Source organism: Streptosporangium longisporum, from assembly GCF_039534895.1.
GTDB classification, from domain to species: domain Bacteria; phylum Actinomycetota; class Actinomycetes; order Streptosporangiales; family Streptosporangiaceae; genus Streptosporangium; species Streptosporangium longisporum.
The window spans coordinates 70,753-90,661 of record NZ_BAAAWD010000001.1 but is presented as its reverse complement, the minus strand read 5'-3'; the positions used below and the strand labels follow the sequence as shown (position 1 = coordinate 90,661).

Below are 19,909 nucleotides of genomic sequence, written 5' to 3'. Positions count from 1 at the left end.
TCCCCTGCCGAACCCGACGTCGGCCGTCTCCCTGACCACATCCCCTCCGACCGGATCCGGCACCGGCCGCCCCCACCGGAGCCGACGCCGATCACCTTCGACCGACCGGACGCGCCACGGGCCGTCTCCCTGACCGAATCCGGTCGGAGGGGATCCGCCACCGACCCGCCCCCGGCCTGCTCAGCCTGGGTGCGACCGGGGCGGGCTAGGATCACCGGTCATGCCCGCACCCCCCACCCCGGACACGCCCCCGGCACCGCCGGAGCCACCGGACCCCCCGGACAGGCCCTCGACGACGGCCGACGGGATCCGTCTCGCCGTCGGCACGCTGAGCGTGTTCCCGGTCCGGCCGGGTGTGGTCGACCGCCGGGCCGCGGGGATCGCGATGGCGGTCGCCCCACTGGTCGGGGTGGCGATCGGGGTCATCGGAGCGCTGGTACTGACGATCTCCCTGTGGCTGGCCGTGACCCCGCTCCCGGCATCGGTACTGGCGGTGGCGACCGTGGCGCTGCTCACCCGGGGACTCCACCTGGACGGGCTGGCCGACCTCGCCGACGGGCTGGGCAGCGGGAGGCCCACCGAGCGGGCTCTGGAGATCATGAAGCGGTCGGACATCGGCCCCTTCGGGGTGGTCACGCTGGTCCTCACCCTGCTGGTCCAGGTGACCGCCCTGCACGAGGCGATCCGGGCGGGGGCGGGGCCGGTCACCCTGGTCGTGGCCTGCGCGGCCGGGCGCCTCGCCCTCACCTGGGCCTGCCGGACCGGTGTCCCGTCCGCCCGCCCCGACGGCCTCGGCGCGATGGTCGCGGGCACCGTCCGGCGGGGCACCGTGCTGGTCGTCACCGCGCTGACGCTCGCGGCAACGGCGGCGCTGGCCTGGGTCCACGATCTCGGCATCCTCGGCGGGTACGCCTCCCCCTCCTTCGAAGGGGGCGAATACGGTTACACGAGCTATGTCCCCGGTGACGGGATCGTTCTGGACCACGGCCTCACCGCGGGCCTCGGGCCGTTCCTCGCCCCCTGGGGTCTTCCCCTGGCCGTGGCGGTGGGCCTGCTGGCGGCCTGGGCGCTGCGCCGCCGGGCCGTACGGCGGCTGGGCGGCGTGACCGGTGACGTGCTCGGCGCCCTCGTCGAGACCTCCACCGCGGCGACGCTCCTGGCCTGCACGGTGCTCGCGAACTGAGCTCCGGCACGGCCCCGACCGGACCACCACCCGCCCTCCCGCGGCGGGGGTGAGGGCGAGGGACCTCAGGGACCCCAGGCGCCGTGACACCGGGCCGGCGAACCGGCGGATGTGCGGGCGTCAGTTGGTGTCAGCGGGCGCCGGGGCCGGTGGACTCCCTGGCCACGAGGGTGTTGACGAGGGCCGCGCCGTTCTCGGCGTCGTCGATCGAGATGGCGAGCCGGCCACCGGAGACGTAGCTCAGCACCAGGCACTCCCCGCCGCGGAGCATGACCGTGGCCGATCCCGGCAGGCCTCGGATGCCCCAGCCCCCGACGGCGGACGGGAACAGCTTCTCCGACCAGGCCCGCTCCACCCGCCTGATCGGGACGCGCCACCGGGGCAGGCGGAGCGGACCGTAGAAGATCACGACGCCCTCCTCGGTGACCTGCACGCGTGCCGAGCTGAAGACCAGGCCCAGCAGCCCCACGAGGATCAGGGTGCCCGCCACGCCCCACAGGACGCCCTCGCCGCCGATCAGGGCGAACACGGCGCACCCCGCCCCCGCGGCCAGCAGCGATCCGGCGAAGACCACGAACGCGACGTTGTGCACCGAGGAGACCCAGACCGCGCGCTGGTCGGCGCCCAGCGAGAGCCGCCGCACCGCGCCGGTCTCCGGGACGTCGTCGGGACCCGGCCTGGCCGCGAGGGCGCCGAGCCAGCCGCCCGCCAGCAGCCCGAGGACCGCGACCGGCACGCCCCACCCCAGGGGAGAGGCACGCCACCAGGCGGGGGCGTCCAGGTTGGCGGTCAGCGTGACGGCCTCGATCCCCAGGAGGAACAGGCCGCCACCGCCCAGCAGGGCTCCGGTGCTCATGCGTGCCGTCCTGCGCCTGAGCGACAGGCGGCCGACGAGGCAGGGCATGACGGCCGCGCCCGCCAGTACCGCCCACACGCCCACCTGGAACCACAGGAGGGCGTCGAACGACATGGAGCGGTCGGGGGCGCCGGACACGCCCCAGTGCGTCGCGAGCGGGTCCGGCAGCCGCTCGCTAAGGGTCAGCGCCGGCACCGTCAGCGCGACGGTCACCAGCGCGAACCAGCCGACGGCCGCGGACAGGAAACGGGCTCGCAGACTCATTCGATCATTCCCTCCAAGGACCGGGCCCCGGGGCCCGGTCACGACAGTTCCCTGATGAGCTCGATGACGTCGTCGTGGCGGTAGCCGTACTGGACCGCCTCGGCGAGCAGGGAGCGCAGCTTCTCCTCGATGACGCTGCGCGGGTTGGGACGGTTGAGGACGCTCACGCCGCGCCCCCGCCGGAACTCCAGGACCCCCTCGTCCCGCAGGTCCCGCAGGGCGCGCAGCACCGTGTTGGCGTTGATCCCCAGCGCGGCGGCCAGGTCCCGCGCCGGGGGGAGGCGGTCTCCGGGCGCGTAGGACCCCTCGGCGACGGCACGCCTGATCGCCTCGGCCACCTGCTCGTGCAGTGGCCGGGGATCGTTCAGATCCAGTGTGATCAGCATGATGCTATCGACATTAGCACCATGGACCCGGATGGTGCCACCCCGAGTGGCACCATCGTGCGATAGAATTCGTAGGACGAACCCTCGTTTATGCGTACCGTGAAAGCCCTACTAGCATCGGCCTACGTGACCACTGTGCGGCTGAACCCAAGTGACAACGCTGTCTCGTTCGACTCCGACGCCCTGGTCGTCGGAGTGCACACCGGGCCGGACGGCCTGCTCGCCGCGCCCGGGGCCGAGGGCCTCGACGAGGCGCTCGGCGGCAGGCTGGCCACCACGCTCGCCGGCATGGGCGCCAAGGGTAAGCCGGGCGAGGTCTCCAAGATCCCCACTTTCGGCGCGCTGACCGCTCCCCTGCTGGTCGCCGTCGGCCTGGGCGACGCCCCCGCGGACGGGTCCGGCTACGACGCCGAGGCGCTCCGCCGGGCCGCGGGCACCGCCGTCCGCGCCCTGGCCGGGACCGGCCGCGTGGCGCTGGCCCTGCCCGCCGCGAGCGCCGACGCCGCCGGTGCCGTCGCCCTGGGCGGCCTGCTCGGCGCCTACTCCTTCGACAGGTACCGCACCACCGGTGAGCAGACCGCCCCGGTGGCCGAGCTGACCGTGCTGAGCGACGCCGAGGGGGCCCGGGCCGCGGTCGAGCGCGCCACCGTCCTGGCCGAGTCGGTCTCGCTCGTCCGCGACCTGGTCAACACCCCGCCCTCGGACCTGTGGCCGGCCCGCTTCGCCGAGATCGTGCAGGACAAGGGCGCCGAGGCCGGCCTGTCGGTGGAGGTCCTGGACGAGACGGCCCTCAAGGAGGGCGGCTACGGCGGCATCGTCGCCGTCGGCCAGGGGTCGGTCAACCCGCCCCGCCTGGTCCGCCTGGCCTACAGCCACCCCGAGGCCGGCACGAGACTCGCCTACGTCGGCAAGGGCATCACCTTCGACTCCGGCGGCCTGTCGCTCAAGCCGACGGCGTCGATGGACTGGATGAAGTCGGACATGGGAGGCGCCGGAGCGGTCTTCGGCGCGATCCTCGCGATCGCCGCCCTGGGGTTGAAGGTCAACGCGGTGGGCTACCTCTGCCTGGCCGAGAACATGCCGAGCGGCACCGCGCAGCGCCCCTCCGACGTGTTCACCAGCTACTCCGGCAAGACCGTCGAGGTGCTCGACACCGACGCCGAGGGCCGCCTGGTGCTGATCGACGGCATCGCCCGCGCCGCCCAGGACGAGCCCGACGTGATCGTCGACGTGGCCACGCTCACCGGCGCGCAGATCGTCGCGCTGGGCTGGCGGACGGTGGGCGTCATGGCCAACGACGACGCGCTGCGCGCCGAGGTGGTCGAGACCGCGGGCGAGCAGGGCGAGGGCGCGTGGCCCATGCCGCTGCCGGACGAGCTCCGCAAGGGTCTCGACTCCCCCGTCGCCGACATCGCCAACCTGCACCCCGAGCGTTTCGGCGGCATGCTCACGGCCGCCATCTTCCTGCGGGAATTCGTACCGGACGGAGTCCGTTGGGCACACATTGACATGGCCGGTCCCGCCTTCAACAAGGGCGAGCCGCACGGGTACACGCCCAAGGGCGGCACCGGTGCCATCACCCGGACGCTGGTGGGCCTGGCCGAGCGTTACGCGGGCGAGTGACCACCACGAGGCCCTCGCCGGCCGGCCCTCGTCACCGCGCAAGCGGGTCACGAGGGATGCGGACAAATGAAAAGATGCGGTTGCCGGGATCAGGCCGAGGGCGCCTCCCGGCGCGGCGCCGAGCCGGGACCGGCGGCGGCGCGGACGCGATCGGCGATCCGCGCGGCCGGACGGGGTCCGGGAGGGGTGCGACCGTGAACACGACGAACACGACGAACACGGTATTCCGATCCGACAAGGAGCTTTCCTGTGGCTGATGGCAGCGGCCCGTACGACATCGTCGTCCTGGGTGGTGGCAGCGGTGGCTATGCCTGCGCTCTGCGGGCGGCCGAGCTGGGCAAGACGGTCGTTCTGATCGAGAAGGACAAGATCGGCGGCACCTGCCTGCACCGGGGGTGCATCCCCACCAAGGCGCTTCTGCACTCCGCGGAGGTCGCCGACGAGACGCGGGAAAGCGCGACCTACGGCGTCAAGGCGCGGTTCGAGGGCATCGAGATGCCCGCCGTGCACGCGTTCAAGGACAAGATCGTCAACCGCGCCTGGAAGGGCGTGCAGGGCCTTCTCAAGAGCAAGGGCATCACCATCGTCGAGGGAGAGGGCCGTCTCGCGGGCCCGAACCGGGTGACGGTGGGCTCCGACGTCTACGAGGGCCGCAACATCGTGCTCGCGACCGGCTCGGCCCCCAGGTCGCTGCCCGGCCTGGAGATCGACGGCGAGCGGGTCATCACCAGCGAGCACGCGCTCAGGCTCGACCGGGTGCCCGGCTCCGTGGTCGTCCTGGGCGGCGGCGTCATCGGCGTGGAGTTCGCCAGCGTCTGGCGTTCCTTCGGCGCCGAGGTGACGATCGTCGAGGGCCTGCCGCACCTGCTGCCGCTGGAGGAGGAGTCCAGCTCCAAGCTGCTGGAGCGCGCCTTCCGCCGGCGCGGCATCAAGCAGGAGCTCGGGGTCTTCTTCGAGGGCGTCAAGACCACCGACACCGGCGTGGTCGTCAGCCTGGCCAACGGCAAGACGCTGGAGGCCGAGCTGCTGCTCGTCGCGGTCGGCCGGGGCGCGGTCTCGTCGGGCATGGGCTTCGAGGAGGCGGGCATCGCGATCGAGCGCGGCACCGTCACAGTGAACGAGTTCTGCCAGACCAGCGTGCCGAACGTGTACGCGGTCGGCGACCTCATCCCGACCCTGCAGCTCGCCCACGCGGGCTTCGCCGAGGGCATCCTGGTGGCCGAGCACATCGCCGGCCTGAACCCGGTGCCGATCGACTACGACGGCGTGCCGCGGATCACCTACTCCGACCCCGAGGTCGCCTCGGTGGGCATCACCTCCGCACAGGCCAGGGAGCGCGGCCACGAGATCGTCGAGTTCACCTACGACCTCGCGGGCAACCCCAAGAGCCAGATCCTGCAGACGCAGGGCGCGGTCAAGATCATCTCCGAGAAGGACGGCCCCGTGCTCGGCGTGCACATGGTCGGCCGCCGCATCGGCGAGCTCGTGACCGAGGGGCAGCTGATCTACAACTGGGAGGCCCTGCCCTCCGAGGTGGCGCAGCTGGTCCACGCGCACCCGACCCAGTCCGAGGCCGTCGGCGAGGCGATGCTGGCGCTGGCCGGCAAGCCCCTCCACGTCCACAACTAAACGTAAGCCCTCACTCGGAACGCGAGAGAAGACACCCATGCCGAAGTCCGTACAGATGCCCCAGCTCGGTGAGAGCGTCACGGAGGGTACCGTCACCCGCTGGCTGAAGAAGGAGGGCGAGCGCGTAGAGGCCGACGAGCCACTCCTGGAGGTCTCCACCGACAAGGTGGACACCGAGATCCCCTCCCCGGCCGCGGGCATCCTCACGAAGATCGTGGTGGCCGAGGACGAGACCGTCGAGGTCGGTGCCGAGCTCGCCGTCATCGACGAGAACGGCACCGAGGGCGCGGCCCCGCAGCAGCAGGCGCAGGAGCCGGCCCCCGAGCCGGAGCCCGAGCCCGAGCCGGAGCCCGCCCCCCAGCAGCAGCAGGCGCAGCCCGCCTCCTCCATCCCGCAGCCCGCCCCCCAGCAGGCCCCCGCCCAGCAGCCCGCCGCACAGCAGGCACCGGCCCCGCAGCAGGCCCAGGCGCCCGCCCAGCAGGCTCCGGCCCCGCAGCAGCAGGCCCCCGCGCAGCAGCCCGCCCCGCAGCAGGCTCCGGCCTCCGTGCAGGCCTCCCCGGCCGCGCCGCCGTCCCCCATCGCGGCGACGCCGTCCGCCGAGCAGCCCGCGCCGTCCTCGGGCGACAGCCCGTACGTGACCCCGCTGGTGCGCAAGCTGGCCGGTGAGCACGGGGTGGACCTGGAGTCGCTGACCGGCACCGGTGTCGGCGGCCGCATCCGCAAGCAGGACGTCCTGGAGGCCGCCCGCGCCCGTCGCGAGCAGGCCGCCGCCGCCCAGGCCCCGGCCCCGCAGGCCGCCGCGCAGGCTCCGCAGGCCGCCGCCCAGGCATCGGCCCCGGCGCAGGCCCCCGAGCCGGTCGTGGTGGACACCACGCTGCGCGGGCGCACCGAGAAGATGTCGCGGCTGCGCCAGACCATCGCCAAGCGCATGGTCGAGTCGCTGCAGGTCTCGGCCCAGCTCACCAGCGTGGTCGAGGTGGACGTCACCAAGATCGCGCGGCTGCGCGAGGCGGCGAAGGCCGAGTTCCAGCGTCGCGAGGGCGTCAAGCTCACGTTCACGCCGTTCTTCGCCCTGGCCGCGATCGAGGCGCTCAAGCAGCACCCCAAGCTGAACGCCACGATCAACAGCGAGACCAACGAGGTCACCTACTTCGACGCCGAGCACCTGGGCTTCGCGACGGACACCGAGCGCGGCCTGCTGGTTCCGGTGATCAAGGACGCGGGCGACCTCAACATCGCCGGCCTGGCCCGTAAGATCGCCGACCTGGCCGAGCGCACCCGTACCAACAAGGTGAGCCCGGACGAGATCACCGGCGGCACGTTCACGCTGACCAACACCGGCAGCCGCGGCGCGCTGTTCGACACCCCGATCCTCAACCAGCCGCAGGTCGGCATGCTGGGCACCGGCGCGATCGTCAAGCGCCCGGTGGTGCTGGACACCCCCGACGGCGAGGTCATCGCGGTCCGCTCGATGATGTACCTGGCGCTCAGCTACGACCACCGCCTGGTCGACGGCGCCGACGCCGCCCGCTTCCTGACGACGATCAAGCGTCGCCTGGAGGAGGGCCGCTTCGAGAACCAGCTGGGCCTCAACGGCTAGCCCTCTCCGCTCCCACGGGGCCGGTCCGCGACGTCGCGGGCCGGCCCCCGCGCGTTGCGGCGTCCCCGCCCGGCCGCCCCTCGTCCCCGTCCCCGTCCCCGGCGGACGCTCCCCGAGGCGGCTGCGTGAGGGCCCGGACCCGCGGGGACGACGCGAATCCGCGCGGCGCCCTCCTTCCGAAGAGGCGGAGGGGAGGTCGATTACATTGGGCGATATGACGATCATCATGACCGGCTCCTCCGGTCTGCTGGGCACGGCTCTGGTCAAGGCCCTGCGGGACGACGGGGCCAGGGTGGTCCGTCTGGTCCGGCGGGTGCCGCGCGGCGACGAGGAGGCCTTCTGGAACCCGGCCAAGGGTGTCCTCGACCCCGCGGTGCTGGAGGGCGCCGAGGCGGTGATCCACCTCGCCGGTGTGGGCATCGAGGACAGGCGCTGGAGCGACGAGCACAAGCGCGAGGTGGTCCGCAGCAGGGTCGAGGGGACCCGGACGCTGGCGGCCGCCCTGGCCGGCCTGACCGTGAGACCCGCGACGCTGCTGTCGGCCTCGGCGATCGGCTTCTACGGCGACACCGGGGACCGGGCGGTCGACGAGAGCTCCGGCGCCGGCGAGGGGTTCCTCGCGCGGGAGGTCGTGGTGCCCTGGGAGGCGGAGACGGCCCCGGCCCGGGAGGCCGGGATCAGGGTCGTGCTGCTGCGCACCGGCCTGGTGCTGGCCCCGGAGGGTGGCATGCTCGCCCGCATCCTGCCGGTCTTCAGGGCCGCGCTGGGGGCCCCGCTGGGGTCGGGACGGCAGTACTGGTCGTGGATCTCCCTCGACGACTGGGTGCTCGCCGTGCGGTACCTGCTCGCGCATCCGGAGATCTCCGGCCCGGTGAACCTGACCGCGCCCGAGCCGGTCACCAACGCGGAGTTCACCAGGGTCCTCGGGGCGGCCCTGCACCGGCCCACCATGCCGCTGGCCGTGCCCGGTTTCGCGCTGCGCGCGCTGCTCGGCGAGTTCGCCCAGGAGGGCGTGCTGAGCGGCCAGCGGGTGCTCCCGCGGCGCCTGCTCGACGGCGGTTACACGTTCCGGCATAAGCGTCTCGACGAGGCACTGGCCGCCGTACTCTAGGGTCCCTGTTTCAGCCACCACCGATCACTGGGAGACGGACATGGGCAGGCCCGGGCATTCGCACATCGTCGCGATCGGAGGCGGCTCGTTCCGCCCGTCCGCCCGCTACGGGTTCATCGAGGCGAGCCCGCTGCTCCGGTACGCCCTGGACCTGAGCGGCCAGGACCGGCCCCGGCTGGGCCTGCTGGCCACCGCCACCGGCGACGACTCCGAGTGGCTGCTGAAGATGTACGGCGCCTTCCGCGACTGGGACGTCGAGGTCAGCCACCTGACGGTGTTCCCGATGCCCAACGTCGAGGACCCGCGCGAGTGGGTCCTCGGCCAGGACGTCATCTACGTCAGCGGCGGCAGCGTGGCCAACCTGGCGGCCCTGTGGCGGCTGCACGGCCTGGACGAGATCTTCCAGGAGGCCTGGCGGGCGGGCGTGGTGCTGAGCGGGCAGAGCGCCGGGGCGCTGTGCTGGCACGTGGGGGGCAACACCGACTCCTTCGGGCCCGAGCTGCGGGCCTGGTCCGACGGCCTGGGCCTGCTCCCCTACTCGTGCGGCGTCCACTACGACTCCGACCCCCAGCGGCGCGAGCTGCTGCACGCCTCGGTGGCCTCGGGCGAGCTGCCCATGGGCTACGCCGCCGACGAGGGCGTCGCCCTGCACTACGTGGGCACCGAGTTCATCCAGGCCGTCAGCGTGCGCCCGGGGGGCCACGCCTACCGGGTGGAGCACGACGGGTCGGGCGGCGCCAAGGAGTTCCGCATCGAGCCTCGGCTTCTCACACCATGACCACGAACGGGTCAACTACTCTTGAGCCGTGAGTGACCTGGCAATCGTCCGTCTTGGCGTTGACTTCCCCTACGAGCAGGCATGGGATCTCCAGCGGCGCATCCACGCCCGCCGGGTGGCCGACGAGATTCCCGACACCTGCCTGATGCTCGAGCACGCGCCGGTCTACACGGCGGGCAGGCGTACCGCGCCGCACGAGCGGCCCTCCGACGGCACCCCGGTCGTCGAGGTCGACCGGGGCGGCCGGATCACCTGGCACGGTCCCGGCCAGCTGGTCGGCTACCCGATCGTCAGGCTCGGCGGCCGGCTCGACGTGAACGCCTACGTGAGGCTCCTGGAGGAGACCCTGGTGCACGTCTGCGCCGATTTCGGGGTGCAGGCGGGCCGGGTGGAGGGGCGGGGCGGCATCTGGGTGGCCGGTGACCCCTCGCACGGCCTGCCCGACAGGAAGGTCGGGGCGATCGGCATCCGGGTCGCGGGCGGCGTGACGATGCACGGGTTCGCCCTGAACTGCTCCAACGACCCCAGCTGGTACAACCGGATCGTCCCGTGCGGGATCAGCGACGCCGGGGTCTCCTCGCTCTCGGCCGAGACCGGCCGCCGGATCGTGGTGGACGAGGTGCTGCCGTACGCCGAGAAGCACCTGACCGAGGCGCTGGGCGCGCGGGCCTTCGAACTGCCCGAGGAGGACCTGTTCCGGCGCTGATCGGCAGCGGCCGGACCGGTCCCGGAGCGCCGGGCCGGTCCCGGGAGCGGTTCAGGGCCCGACCGGGGCCCGACGGGGTGGCCGGGCACGCCGCCCGGCCCCCGGAAAGCCCGCTCCGTGCCCGGCCGGAGCCCCGCGGGCGGCCCTCGTGAGGCGGCGCCGGGGCCGGGGCCGCCGCAGCCTGCGGCGGGACATAAGCTGGGGGGGTGAGCGAGCGTGACGACATATACCGCACCTCGATGTGCACCACCTCGGTCCCGCGACCGATGAAGGAGCTCGCATGACCGTCTCCCCCGAAGGCCGGAAACTCCTCCGCCTGGAGGTCAGGAACGCCGAGACCCCCATCGAGAAGAAGCCTGAGTGGATCAAGACCCGGTTCCGGACCGGCCCCAACCACACCGAGCTGCGCGCGCTGGTCAAACGCGAGGGACTGCACACGGTCTGCCAGGAGGCCGGCTGCCCCAACATCTCCGAGTGCTGGGAGGACCGCGAGGCCACCTTCCTCATCGGCGGTGACCAGTGCACCCGGCGCTGTGACTTCTGCCAGATCGACACCGGCAAGCCCAAGGAGTACGACACCGACGAGCCCCGCCGGGTGGCCGAATCGGTGCGGCAGATGGGGCTGAACTACGCGACCGTGACCGGTGTCGCCCGCGACGACCTGCCCGACGGCGGGGCGTGGCTGTACGCCGAGACCGCGCGGCAGATCCACGCGCTCCTTCCCGGCTGCGGCGTCGAGCTGCTGGTCCCGGACTTCAACGGCGACCAGGCCCAGCTGGAGGAGGTCTTCTCCGCCAGGCCCGAGGTGTTCGCGCACAACGTCGAGACCGTGCCGCGGATCTTCAAGCGCATCCGGCCCGCGTTCCGCTACGACCGCTCGCTGGGTGTGATCACCAAGGCCCGCCAGGCCGGTCTGGTGACCAAGTCCAACCTGATCCTCGGCATGGGCGAGGAGCGCGAGGAGGTCGTCCAGGCCATGCGCGACCTGCACGAGGCCGGGTGCGACCTGCTGACCGTGACCCAGTACCTGCGTCCCACCCCGCGCCACCACCCGGTGGACCGCTGGGTCAAGCCGCAGGAGTTCGTGGAGCTGCAGGCCGAGGCCGAGGCCATCGGGTTCGCCGGTGTCCTGTCCGGGCCGCTGGTGCGTTCCTCCTACCGGGCCGGTCGTCTGTACAAGCAGGCCGTCGAGGCCCGCCAGCACGCCTGAGCGCGTCGCCCGGCCCCGGAAGCGGGGCCGGGCACCCGCCCGCTTTCGTAAAGGTGTGACCGCGGGCCCTGTCGCCCTCCCGGCCCGCCGGGCGAGACTGTCGGCGTGGACATCGAAGAGCTGATCGGGACGCTGGATCTGGGCGCCAAGACGCGCCTGCTGACCGGGACCGACATGTGGTCGCTTCCCGCGCTCCCGCGGATCGGGCTCGGCCCGCTGGTGATGAGCGACGGCCCGATCGGCGTCCGGGGTGAGCGGTGGTCGCCCGGTGACCCCTCGATCGCGCTGCCCAGCCCCACCGCGCTCGCCGCGACCTGGGACGTGGAGCTGGTCCGCAGGGCCGGGCGGCTGCTCGCCCAGGAGGCCCGGCGCAAGGGCGTGCACGTGCTGCTGGCCCCGACCCTGAACCTGCACCGCAGCCCCCTGGGCGGCCGGCACTTCGAGTGCTTCTCCGAGGACCCGTACCTGACCGGTGAGATCGGCGCCGCCTACGTCGAGGGCGTCCAGGAGGGCGGCGTGGCCGCCACGCCCAAGCACTTCGTGGCCAACGACTTCGAGACCGACCGGTTCACGGTGAACGTCACGGTCGCCGAGGGGACGCTGCGGGAGGTCTACCTGGCCCCCTTCGAGCGGGTGGTACGGGCCGGGGCCTGGGCGCTGATGTCCGCCTACAACGCGGTCAACGGGACCACGATGACCGAGCACCGGGCGCTCCAGCGCGACCTGCTCAAGGACGAGTGGGGCTTCGACGGCCTCGTCGTGTCGGACTGGACGGCCGCCCGCTCCACCGAGGCGACGGCCGACGGCGGGCTCGACGTGGCCATGCCGGGCCCGTACGGTCCCTGGGGCGCGAAGCTGGAGGCCGCGGTCCGCGACGGCCGGGTGGCCGAGGAGGTCGTCGACGACCAGGTCCGCCGCGTGCTGCGCCTGGCCCTGCGGGTCGGGGCGCTGCGCCCCGTCCCCGGCTCCCCCGGCTCCCCCGCCGCCCTCGCGTCCGCTCCCGGCCCCGCGTCCACCTCCGTCCCTGATCCCGGTCCCGATCCTGACCCCGGTCCCGGTTCCGGAACGGGACTGAAGGTCGCTCCCCGGGCAGGCGGGGACGTCCCGATCGACGGGGTGGCGCTGGCCCGCGAGGTGGCCGCGCGCTCGTTCACGCTGCTGCGCAACGAGGGCGGCCTGCTGCCGCTGGAGGGCGTGCGGAGCGTGGCGCTGATCGGGCCGGGCGCCGCACAGCCGCGGATCATGGGCGGTGGCAGCGCCCAGGTGTACCCGGACCGGATCGTCTCGCCGCTGGAGGGGCTGCGCGGGCGCGGAGACGTCGAGGTCCGCCACGCGCCGGGCACCGACCCGCGGATCCGGCCGGCACCGCTCGCCGTGCCCTGCCGGGCCGTCTTCCTGGACGCCGGGGGCGAGTCCCTGGGCGAGCATCCGCTGGCCGACGCCGAGGCCCGCTGGGTCGGCCGGCTGCCCGCGGACGTCGACGCCGACCGGCTGGGCGCCGTGGAGATCCGCGGCACGTACACCCCGGAGATGACCGGATCGCACCTGTTCTCCCTGGTGGGGGCGGGGGCGTTCGCCGTGAGGATCGACGGTGAGGTGGTCTTCGACGGGTTCGTCACGTCACCCGGCGGTGATCCGGCGACCGCGTTCCTGGCGCCGCCCGAGCATCGCCTGACCGCCGCGCTCACCGCGGGCGTCCCGGTCGAGCTGCGCGTACGGCACCTCACGGCGGCGTCCGGCGGCATGGCGTTCGTCTCGTTCTCGCTGGGTCACGCCGCCCCCTCCCCCGGTGACGACGCGACCATCGCCGAGGCGGTCGCGACGGCCGCCGGCGCCGACGTGGCGATCGTGATCGCCTGCACCACCCCGGAGGTGGAGAGCGAGGGGTTCGACCGCACCGATCTGGCCCTGCCCGGCCGCCAGGACGAGCTGATCACCAGGGTCGCGCGGGCCAACCCCCGCACGGTCGTCGTGGTCAACGCCGGGTCACCGGTCCTGATGCCCTGGCTGGAGCACGTCCCCGCGGTCCTGCTGACCTGGTTCCCCGGGCAGGAGGCGGGCGCCGCCCTGGCCGACGTGCTGTTCGGCGACGCCGAGCCCGGCGGGCGGCTGCCCACCACCTGGCCGCTGCGCGCGTCCGACGTCCCCGTCCTGGACGTGACGCCGACGGACGGCGAGGTCGTCTACCGGGAGGGCCTGCTCATCGGGTACCGCGCCTGGGAGCGGGCCGGGCGCGTCCCGGCCTTCTGGTTCGGCCACGGCCTGGGCTACACCACGTGGTCCTACGACTCCGTCGCCGTCACCGGGACCACCGTGACGGTCGCGGTGACCAACACCGGCGGGCGTCCCGGACGCGAGGTCGTCCAGTTCTACCTCGCGCCGCCCGAGCAGGACCCGCTGCGGCCCGCACGGATCCTGGCCGGGTTCTCGGCCGTCGACGCGGCCCCCGGGCAGACCGTGATCACCACCGTCTACCTGCCCGAGCGCGCCTTCCAGGTCTGGACGGAGCGGGGCTGGCGGACCGTACCCGGGGAGCACACCGTCGAGGTGGGCCGCGGTGTCGCCGACCCGCGCCTGTCCGCGACCGTGACCGTGACCGGGTAGGACGGCACGGGAACGCGGGCCGGGCACGGCGGGACGGGCAGGCGGCACGGGAACGCGGGACGGGCACGGCGGTGCGGGAGGGGCGAGACGGGAGCGGTGAGCCGGGGACGCCGGGGCGGGCCCGGAAAGGAACCGGGAGGGCGGGGACGGGCGCGGGAGCCGGCGGGACCGGGCCGGGCGGGGCCGGGACCGGACGGGCGGCGCCGGGAGACGGCGGCCGGGCCGGGACGATCGTCAGGTCACGTTTTCATTTCTTGAGCCCTGGATTTGTATCCTTCAGAGCATGGCCAAGAAGCCCGAAGACTCAGAGCGCCCGGGGCGCGTCAAGCAGCTCCGTATGATCGCGCAGATCATCAAGCAGGCCAACCCCAAGGGGATGCCGATCGTCTATGCCTCCGCGCTGGGCACGCTCGTCCTGTTCGTGGTGATCGGCCTGGTCACGGGCTGGTGGTACCTGTTCGTCATCGGGATCATGCTGGCCCTGACCGTGGGGCTCGTGGTGTTCGGCCAGCTCGCCCAGCGGGCGCAGTACTCGATGCTGCACGGCCAGCCCGGTGCCGCCGCCGCGATCCTGCAGGGCATGCGCGGCAACTGGGAGGTCACCCCGGTCGTCGCGGCCACCCGCGACCAGGACGTCGTGCACCGCGTGGTCGGCTACCCCGGGATCATCCTGGTCTCCGAGGGGCCGGGCAACCGCGTGCAGAAGCTCCTGGTCGCCGAGAAGAAGCGGGTCCAGCGGGTCGCGCTGGACGTGCCCGTCTACGACGTGCAGTCCGGTGACGGTGAGGGCCAGATCCCGCTGGCCAAGCTGCAGCGTCACCTGATGAAGCTGCCCCGCAACCTCAAGAAGCCCGCCCTGTACGAGATCAACAACCGGCTCAAGGCGCTTCCGCAGACGATGCCGATGCCCAAGGGCCCGCTGCCGCGCGGTGCGAGGATGCCCCGCCCGAAGATGCGCTGATGTCCCTCGCCGGGGTGGGCCGCCAGGGGGTGGACGCCGCGGCCACCTCCCGCGCCAACCGCGGCTGGTGGGACGGCGCCGCCGACGAGTACCAGGCCGAGCACGGGGAGTTCCTGCGCGACGCGGGCTTCGTCTGGTGCCCCGAAGGGCTGGACGAGGCCGACGCGCGCCTGCTGGGCGACGTGGCGGGCCGTGACGTGCTGGAGATCGGCTGCGGCGCCGGGCAGTGCGGGCGCTGGCTGGCCGGCCGGGGCGCCCGGGTGGCCGCCTTCGACCTGTCCTTCCGCCAGCTCCAGCACTCCCGGCGGATCGACCTGGACTCCGGTTCCGCCCTTCCGGTGCTCCAGGCCGACGCCGAGGCCCTGCCGTTCGCGGACGAGGCCTTCGACCTGGCCTGCTCGGCGTACGGCGCGCTGCCGTTCGTGGCCGCCGCGGGGACCGTCCTGGCCGAGGTCCGCCGGGTGCTGCGACCCGGAGGGCGGCTGGTCTTCTCGGTCAGCCACCCGATCCGCTGGGCCTTCCCCGACGACCCCGGCCCGGCCGGGCTCACCAGCGACCGCTCCTACTTCGACCGCTCCCCGTACGTGGAGACCGACCAGGACGGGCGGCCGTCCTATGTCGAGCACCACCGCACGATGGGCGACTGGATCGCCCTGATCACCGGTGCGGGCCTGACCCTGCGCGGCCTGACCGAGCCGGAGTGGCCGCCGGGCCACGACCGCGAGTGGGGCGGCTGGAGCCCGCTGCGCGGGCGCCACCTGCCGGGAACGGCGATCTTCACCTGCGAGCGGGCACCCGGTTCCTAGCGGTCCCGCGCGGCCTCCAGGACGATCCCGGCCAGGGTGTCGAAGGTGCCGAAGTCCCCGTTGCGGACCAGGTTCTTGGTCACCGCGACGGCGGTCCCGGTGGCCGTGTCGGCGTAGGCGGCCGATCCGCCGCTGCCCGCCATGCCGAACAGGGTCGGGGCGTCGAGCCGCTCGGTGGCGCCCAGGGCGTACCCGAGACCCCTGCGGACCGGGCGGCCGATGATCTCGTCCGTGCCGGCGACCGCCACGGCGGTGATCTCCCGCAGCCGCTCGGCCGAGACCAGCCGGACGCCGTCCACCTCTGTCATCAGGGCCGCGTACATGCGGGCCACGGCGCGGGCGGACATGGTGCCGCCCGCCGGGATGTCGGAGGTCAGCACGTCGGCGCGGTTGCCGAACGCGGCGTCGGGCATCGCGGCCATCGGCGCCGCCGTGTAGCCGTCCACGACCCTGAAGAACGGGATGACCGCGAGCATCTCGGCGGGCATCTCGGCGTGCGTCCCGCCGGGCGGGTCCTCCAGCAGGGCCAGACGGCCGAGCTCGGACGCGGGCACGCCGAAGAACAGCTCGTCCGCCACCCCGAGCGGGCCCGCGACCTCCTGGCGCAGGACGTGCGAGATCGGCGTGCCGGTGGCCCGGCGGACGACCTCACCGAGGATGTGGCCGTAGGAGTGGGCGTGGTAGCCGGTGCGGGTGCCCGGCTCCCACCAGGGCACGGCGGCGGCGATCGACGCGCACATCCCCTCCCAATCGCAGAGATCGTCCGGTGTGGTGGCGACCGGCACGCCGGGCACGCCCGCCGAGTGGGTCAGGGCGTGCCGTACCGTGGCGCGTTCCTTGCCGTGGGCGCCGAACTCCGGCCACAGCTCGGCGATCGGCGTGTCGTAGCCGAGAACGCCCCGCTCCACGAGCACGTGCACCACGGTCGCGGTGACGCCCTTGCCCGTCGAGGCGCTGTAGAAGGGGGTGCCGGGGGTGACGGGACGGCCGGTGGCCGGGTCGGCGACGCCCGCGACGACGTCGACCACCTGCTCGCCGTGCCGGTAGGCGGCCACCTGCAGGCCCCGCTCGGCACCGGTCTCCACGAGCCTGTCGGCGGCCTCCTGGACGAGCTTCTGCACATCACTGTTCATGATCGATCCTTTTCCGATACGGCAGGTGACCGGTATGACGGCCACCGGCCGGGAAAGGAATCGGCGCGCGGGTCCCCGCGAGGTCCGGTCACAGGGCCGAGGGCAGGCCGAACTCGGGGAAGAGCAAGGAATCGGCGCGCGGGTCCCCGTGGGATCAGGTCACAGGGCCGAGGGCAGGCCGAACTCGGGGAAGATCTCGGGACCGAACGTCGTGACCTCGGTCACCAGCCCGTCCTCGACCCGCAGGACCCCGAGCCAGGAGCCCCGGTACCCGGACTCGCCCGGCCGCCGCAGGTAGGCCGCGGCCGCGGGCTGCCGGTTGGCGCGGGTGGGCAGGACGCGCCAGTCGCCCCACGCCTGGGGGCCCACCATGGCGTCGCGCCACGCCTCGACGATCGCGTTCCCGCCCAGGATCCAGATGGGCGCCGGGGGCATCGTCTGCCAGGCGTCGGCCCGCAGCACCGAGGCCAGGACGGCGGGGTCGGCCTGCTCGACCGCGTCGATGTAGCGCTGCAGCGCCTGGCGTTCCTCCCCGGTCGGGTCGGTGGACGGTGCCCAGTCCAGCCGTCGCGGGGGCAGGTGCTCCCGCATCGTCGACCGTGCCCGCTGCAGGGCACTCTTCACCGCCACGACGCTGACCTCCAGCAGCCCTGCGGTCTCCGGCGCCGACCAGCCAAGCACGTCGCGCAGGATCAGCACCGCCCGCTGCCGGGCCGGCAGGTGCTGGATGGCGACCAGGAACGCCAGCTCGATCGTCTCCTTGGCGACCACCTCGGCGTCCGGTTCGTCGTCGGGTGAGGCGGCGGGCTCCAGCAGCCGGTCCGGGTAGGGGCGGAGCCAGAAGACCTCGGTCGCCGACGGTGAGGGCACCCCGGGAGTGGCCAGCACCGGCGCCTCGCGCGGACGCGGGCGGCGCGGGTGACGGTCGAGGAGGTCCAGGCAGGCGTTGGTCGCGATCCGGTACAGCCACGCCCGGAACGTCGAGCGTCCCTCGAAGGTCTCCCGTCGCCGCCAGGCGCGCAGGAACGTCTCCTGCACCAGGTCCTCGGACTCCTCGAACGAGCCGAGCATGCGGTAGCAGTGCACCCGCAGCTCGCGCCGGTACCTCTCGGCGAGCGTGCCGAACGCCGTCTCGTCGCCCGCCAGCGCGTCGGCCAGGATCGTGGCGTCCTCCGTCCGTTCCGGCGCCGTCTCGTCCTCGATCATCAGGCCGTTCCTCCCGTTCGTCGTGCCGCGCGGCGCGGCCGCCGGCGATGTGACGGCCGCGGGGCGGAAAAGGAATCGGTGCCGGCCGATGATGCCGTGGCAGGACGCGGAGCGGGCGGGGAGCCGGTGCTGACGGCGTCCGGACGGGACGGGGAACCGGCGGCAGCGGGGACGGGCACGGGGCCCGGTCAGAGGCGTACGACCACGGTGTTCGCCGCGCGGTCGTGCAGGCCCCGCTGGTCGCGGTCCCAGATCAGGGCGGGTACGGCCAGGCAGAGCAGGAGGGTCCGTACCAGGACCGCGACGAATCCCGGCTGCCCGCCGCCGAGCGCCGCCACCCTGATCCCGAGCAGGCGCATCCCGAAGGTCATGCCCATGGTGCCGACCAGCAGGAGGTACTCGACCGCGAGGATCGTGACCGGCACCCAGCCCTGCCGGGTGGGGTCGATCCCCAGGAGCCCCTGGGTGATGGCCCAGGTGCAGATCAGCCAGTCGATCAGCAGGGCGGCGATCCTGCGGCCGAACCCGGACACCGAACCGCTGCCCTCGGCGGGCAGCCCGAGCCGCTCCCCCGGGTGTCCGAGGTCGATCCCGGCCGATCTGACGCCGCCGAGCCAGGTCTGGGTCCACCGCGGCTGCCTACTGCTCATGCCTCCAACGGTAGCCGCCCGGCCCGTCGCCCCCGTATCCGCCCGGACCGCCTGTCGCGCACCGGCCCGGGTCGTAGATCATTGGTCTCCCATCGCGCGCATCCCCCCGGAGAGACCCGTGTCCGAGACCGACGACATCGACGAGCGTTTCACCGCGCTCACGGCCCAGATCACCGATCGGGAGCGCAGGCGGATGAGCAGGAGCGCCGCGCGGGAGAGGACGCGTCCGCCCCGCTCCCGGCGCTCCCGGCGGCGCTGGATCGCGGTGGCCGCCGTGACCGCCCTGGTCGTGGCCGCCGGGGTGTTCGTCACCTATCGCCCGGACGTCGTCGACCGGTTCCGCGCCGGCGTCTTCGGGGGCTTCACCGGTTCCGGCCGCCCGGACGGCGGGACGGGCAGGACGGACGGTTCCTTCGGGACGGATCTCGCCGGGACGGACGCCCCCTTCGCGGGCTCGCCCGCCGCCGCGTACGCCGACGGGGTGAAAGGCCTGGTCATGCCGCCGGCGAAGGGGATGGGCGGGTTGAGCCCCAAGGAGGTGGCGACCGTCCTGCGGCGCGCGAAGAACCTCCTGGCGGCCTCCCACCTGGACCGCGAGGTGCTGCTGGGCGGCAGGCCGGAGAAGTTAATCCGCCTGCTGGACCCCGAGCAGCGCGGGCCGTTCGTCAAGGGTCTCAAGCGCCCCGACCCCAAGAACGGCTACCACAGCCGGGAGTGGGTCACCAGCCTGGCCCCCGGGAGCGCCGAGCTCGTCGGCGACACCTTCAAGGTCCACGGCAGGAGCAGCCTCTCGGTCTTCCGGGAGGACGGCCTCAGGGGCGTCCGGGTCAAGGTCAACTACCTGTTCGTGTACGCGATCCGGCGGCCGGACCGGCCGGAGACCCTGACGAGGCTCGTCACGCACAGCATCGGCACGCTGGACGCCTGGCGGGAGGGCGGCAGGCTGCGCTTCTGGGTGAACGAATGGAACGGCGGAGGCGTCGCGCCGGCGCGGTGCGATGTCGACGACGGGTTCGTCCACCCCTTCTACCCGGACTCGGCGCCCGACACGAAGACGAACGGCACCGCCGCGCCGGTGGACCCCTACTCCCTGGAGGAGGAGTCCTCCGAGGAGTGCGCGACGCTCCGGTACGAGACGTGAAACTCACGTAAAGGAAAGACTCGCCATATCTGCCCAAGCCGGACCTGGGGACTAGCGTGGAG

At 73.4% G+C, this 19,909-nt stretch carries 17 protein-coding genes; 12 read left to right on the top strand and 5 right to left on the bottom strand.

The window, feature by feature from the left end:
• The first annotated feature begins 220 nt into the window (after positions 1–220).
• Positions 221–1,183 (top strand): adenosylcobinamide-GDP ribazoletransferase, encoded by a 963-nt coding sequence (locus ABD832_RS00410; RefSeq protein WP_344886727.1) that lies wholly within the window; start codon positions 221–223, stop codon positions 1,181–1,183.
• A 130-nt stretch (positions 1,184–1,313) separates the two neighbouring features.
• On the opposite strand, the gene ABD832_RS00405 is transcribed toward ABD832_RS00410, so the two are convergent.
• Both ABD832_RS00405 and ABD832_RS00400 read right to left on the bottom strand, forming a co-directional pair.
• Positions 1,314–2,303, bottom strand: coding sequence for a DUF1648 domain-containing protein (locus ABD832_RS00405; protein ID WP_344886726.1), 990 nt, complete (start codon positions 2,301–2,303; stop codon positions 1,314–1,316).
• 38 nt (positions 2,304–2,341) lie between these two features.
• Complete coding sequence (locus tag ABD832_RS00400; RefSeq protein ID WP_344886725.1) at positions 2,342–2,689, bottom strand: GntR family transcriptional regulator; 348 nt, start codon at positions 2,687–2,689, stop codon at positions 2,342–2,344.
• Positions 2,690–2,779: 90 nt separating this feature from the next.
• Here ABD832_RS00400 and ABD832_RS00395 point away from each other — a divergent pair, with 90 nt between their 5' ends.
• From ABD832_RS00395 to ABD832_RS00350, 10 genes are all read left to right on the top strand, one after another.
• The gene (locus ABD832_RS00395; RefSeq protein ID WP_344886723.1) at positions 2,780–4,312 is read left to right on the top strand and encodes a leucyl aminopeptidase; all 1,533 of its coding nucleotides are present in this window, start codon (positions 2,780–2,782) and stop codon (positions 4,310–4,312) included.
• A 249-nt stretch (positions 4,313–4,561) separates the two neighbouring features.
• Positions 4,562–5,941 (top strand): dihydrolipoyl dehydrogenase, encoded by a 1,380-nt coding sequence (gene lpdA, locus ABD832_RS00390; protein WP_344886721.1) that lies wholly within the window; start codon positions 4,562–4,564, stop codon positions 5,939–5,941.
• Between the two features lie 37 nt (positions 5,942–5,978).
• Positions 5,979–7,541, top strand: a complete 1,563-nt coding sequence (gene sucB, locus ABD832_RS00385) for a 2-oxoglutarate dehydrogenase, E2 component, dihydrolipoamide succinyltransferase (RefSeq protein WP_344886719.1) — start codon at positions 5,979–5,981, stop codon at positions 7,539–7,541.
• 214 nt (positions 7,542–7,755) lie between these two features.
• Entirely contained in the window at positions 7,756–8,652 is an 897-nt protein-coding gene (locus ABD832_RS00380; RefSeq protein WP_344886718.1) for a TIGR01777 family oxidoreductase, read from the top strand.
• A gap of 40 nt (positions 8,653–8,692) precedes the next feature.
• Positions 8,693–9,430 (top strand): Type 1 glutamine amidotransferase-like domain-containing protein, encoded by a 738-nt coding sequence (locus tag ABD832_RS00375; protein ID WP_344886716.1) that lies wholly within the window; start codon positions 8,693–8,695, stop codon positions 9,428–9,430.
• Positions 9,431–9,458: 28 nt separating this feature from the next.
• Positions 9,459–10,136 (top strand): lipoyl(octanoyl) transferase LipB, encoded by a 678-nt coding sequence (gene lipB, locus ABD832_RS00370; protein WP_344886715.1) that lies wholly within the window; start codon positions 9,459–9,461, stop codon positions 10,134–10,136.
• A gap of 280 nt (positions 10,137–10,416) precedes the next feature.
• A complete protein-coding gene (gene lipA, locus ABD832_RS00365) occupies positions 10,417–11,346 on the top strand; it encodes a lipoyl synthase (protein ID WP_344886713.1) in 930 nt (309 codons plus the stop codon).
• 105 nt (positions 11,347–11,451) lie between these two features.
• The gene (locus ABD832_RS00360) at positions 11,452–13,950 is read left to right on the top strand and encodes a beta-glucosidase H (protein ID WP_344886711.1); all 2,499 of its coding nucleotides are present in this window, start codon (positions 11,452–11,454) and stop codon (positions 13,948–13,950) included.
• A 283-nt stretch (positions 13,951–14,233) separates the two neighbouring features.
• Positions 14,234–14,911 carry a DUF4191 domain-containing protein gene (locus ABD832_RS00355; protein WP_344886709.1) on the top strand — a complete coding sequence of 226 codons (678 nt, stop codon included), beginning with the start codon at positions 14,234–14,236 and terminating at the stop codon, positions 14,909–14,911.
• On the top strand, positions 14,911–15,717 hold the full coding sequence (locus ABD832_RS00350) for a class I SAM-dependent methyltransferase (protein ID WP_344886707.1): 807 nt from the start codon (positions 14,911–14,913) through the stop codon (positions 15,715–15,717). The genes ABD832_RS00355 and ABD832_RS00350 overlap by 1 nt, the downstream gene beginning before the upstream one ends.
• Here ABD832_RS00350 and ABD832_RS00345 read toward each other — a convergent pair.
• The 3 genes from ABD832_RS00345 to ABD832_RS00335 form a co-directional block, all read right to left on the bottom strand.
• Positions 15,714–16,850: a serine hydrolase domain-containing protein gene (locus ABD832_RS00345; RefSeq protein ID WP_344886705.1), complete on the bottom strand. Its 1,137-nt coding sequence runs from the start codon at positions 16,848–16,850 to the stop codon at positions 15,714–15,716. The genes ABD832_RS00350 and ABD832_RS00345 overlap by 4 nt on opposite strands.
• A 159-nt stretch (positions 16,851–17,009) precedes the next feature.
• Complete coding sequence (locus ABD832_RS00340; RefSeq protein WP_344886703.1) at positions 17,010–18,056, bottom strand: RNA polymerase subunit sigma-70; 1,047 nt, start codon at positions 18,054–18,056, stop codon at positions 17,010–17,012.
• 188 nt (positions 18,057–18,244) lie between these two features.
• A complete protein-coding gene (locus ABD832_RS00335; RefSeq protein ID WP_344886701.1) occupies positions 18,245–18,706 on the bottom strand; it encodes an RDD family protein in 462 nt (153 codons plus the stop codon).
• 118 nt (positions 18,707–18,824) lie between these two features.
• Here ABD832_RS00335 and ABD832_RS00330 point away from each other — a divergent pair, with 118 nt between their 5' ends.
• Positions 18,825–19,847 carry a hypothetical protein gene (locus tag ABD832_RS00330; protein WP_344886699.1) on the top strand — a complete coding sequence of 341 codons (1,023 nt, stop codon included), beginning with the start codon at positions 18,825–18,827 and terminating at the stop codon, positions 19,845–19,847.
• Positions 19,848–19,909 lie beyond the last annotated feature (62 nt).

Coding starts and splice junctions, on each gene's coding strand:
- ABD832_RS00375 (WP_344886716.1), top strand. CDS start 8,693: ATGGGCAGGCCCGGGCATTCGCACATCGTCGCGATCGGAGGCGGCTCG.
- sucB (WP_344886719.1), top strand. CDS start 5,979: ATGCCGAAGTCCGTACAGATGCCCCAGCTCGGTGAGAGCGTCACGGAG.
- ABD832_RS00405 (WP_344886726.1), bottom strand. CDS start 2,303: ATGAGTCTGCGAGCCCGTTTCCTGTCCGCGGCCGTCGGCTGGTTCGCG.
- ABD832_RS00410 (WP_344886727.1), top strand. CDS start 221: ATGCCCGCACCCCCCACCCCGGACACGCCCCCGGCACCGCCGGAGCCA.
- ABD832_RS00335 (WP_344886701.1), bottom strand. CDS start 18,706: ATGAGCAGTAGGCAGCCGCGGTGGACCCAGACCTGGCTCGGCGGCGTC.
- ABD832_RS00380 (WP_344886718.1), top strand. CDS start 7,756: ATGACGATCATCATGACCGGCTCCTCCGGTCTGCTGGGCACGGCTCTG.
- ABD832_RS00340 (WP_344886703.1), bottom strand. CDS start 18,056: ATGATCGAGGACGAGACGGCGCCGGAACGGACGGAGGACGCCACGATC.
- lipA (WP_344886713.1), top strand. CDS start 10,417: ATGACCGTCTCCCCCGAAGGCCGGAAACTCCTCCGCCTGGAGGTCAGG.
- ABD832_RS00350 (WP_344886707.1), top strand. CDS start 14,911: ATGTCCCTCGCCGGGGTGGGCCGCCAGGGGGTGGACGCCGCGGCCACC.
- ABD832_RS00400 (WP_344886725.1), bottom strand. CDS start 2,689: ATGCTGATCACACTGGATCTGAACGATCCCCGGCCACTGCACGAGCAG.
- ABD832_RS00355 (WP_344886709.1), top strand. CDS start 14,234: ATGGCCAAGAAGCCCGAAGACTCAGAGCGCCCGGGGCGCGTCAAGCAG.
- ABD832_RS00395 (WP_344886723.1), top strand. CDS start 2,780: ATGCGTACCGTGAAAGCCCTACTAGCATCGGCCTACGTGACCACTGTG.
- ABD832_RS00345 (WP_344886705.1), bottom strand. CDS start 16,850: ATGAACAGTGATGTGCAGAAGCTCGTCCAGGAGGCCGCCGACAGGCTC.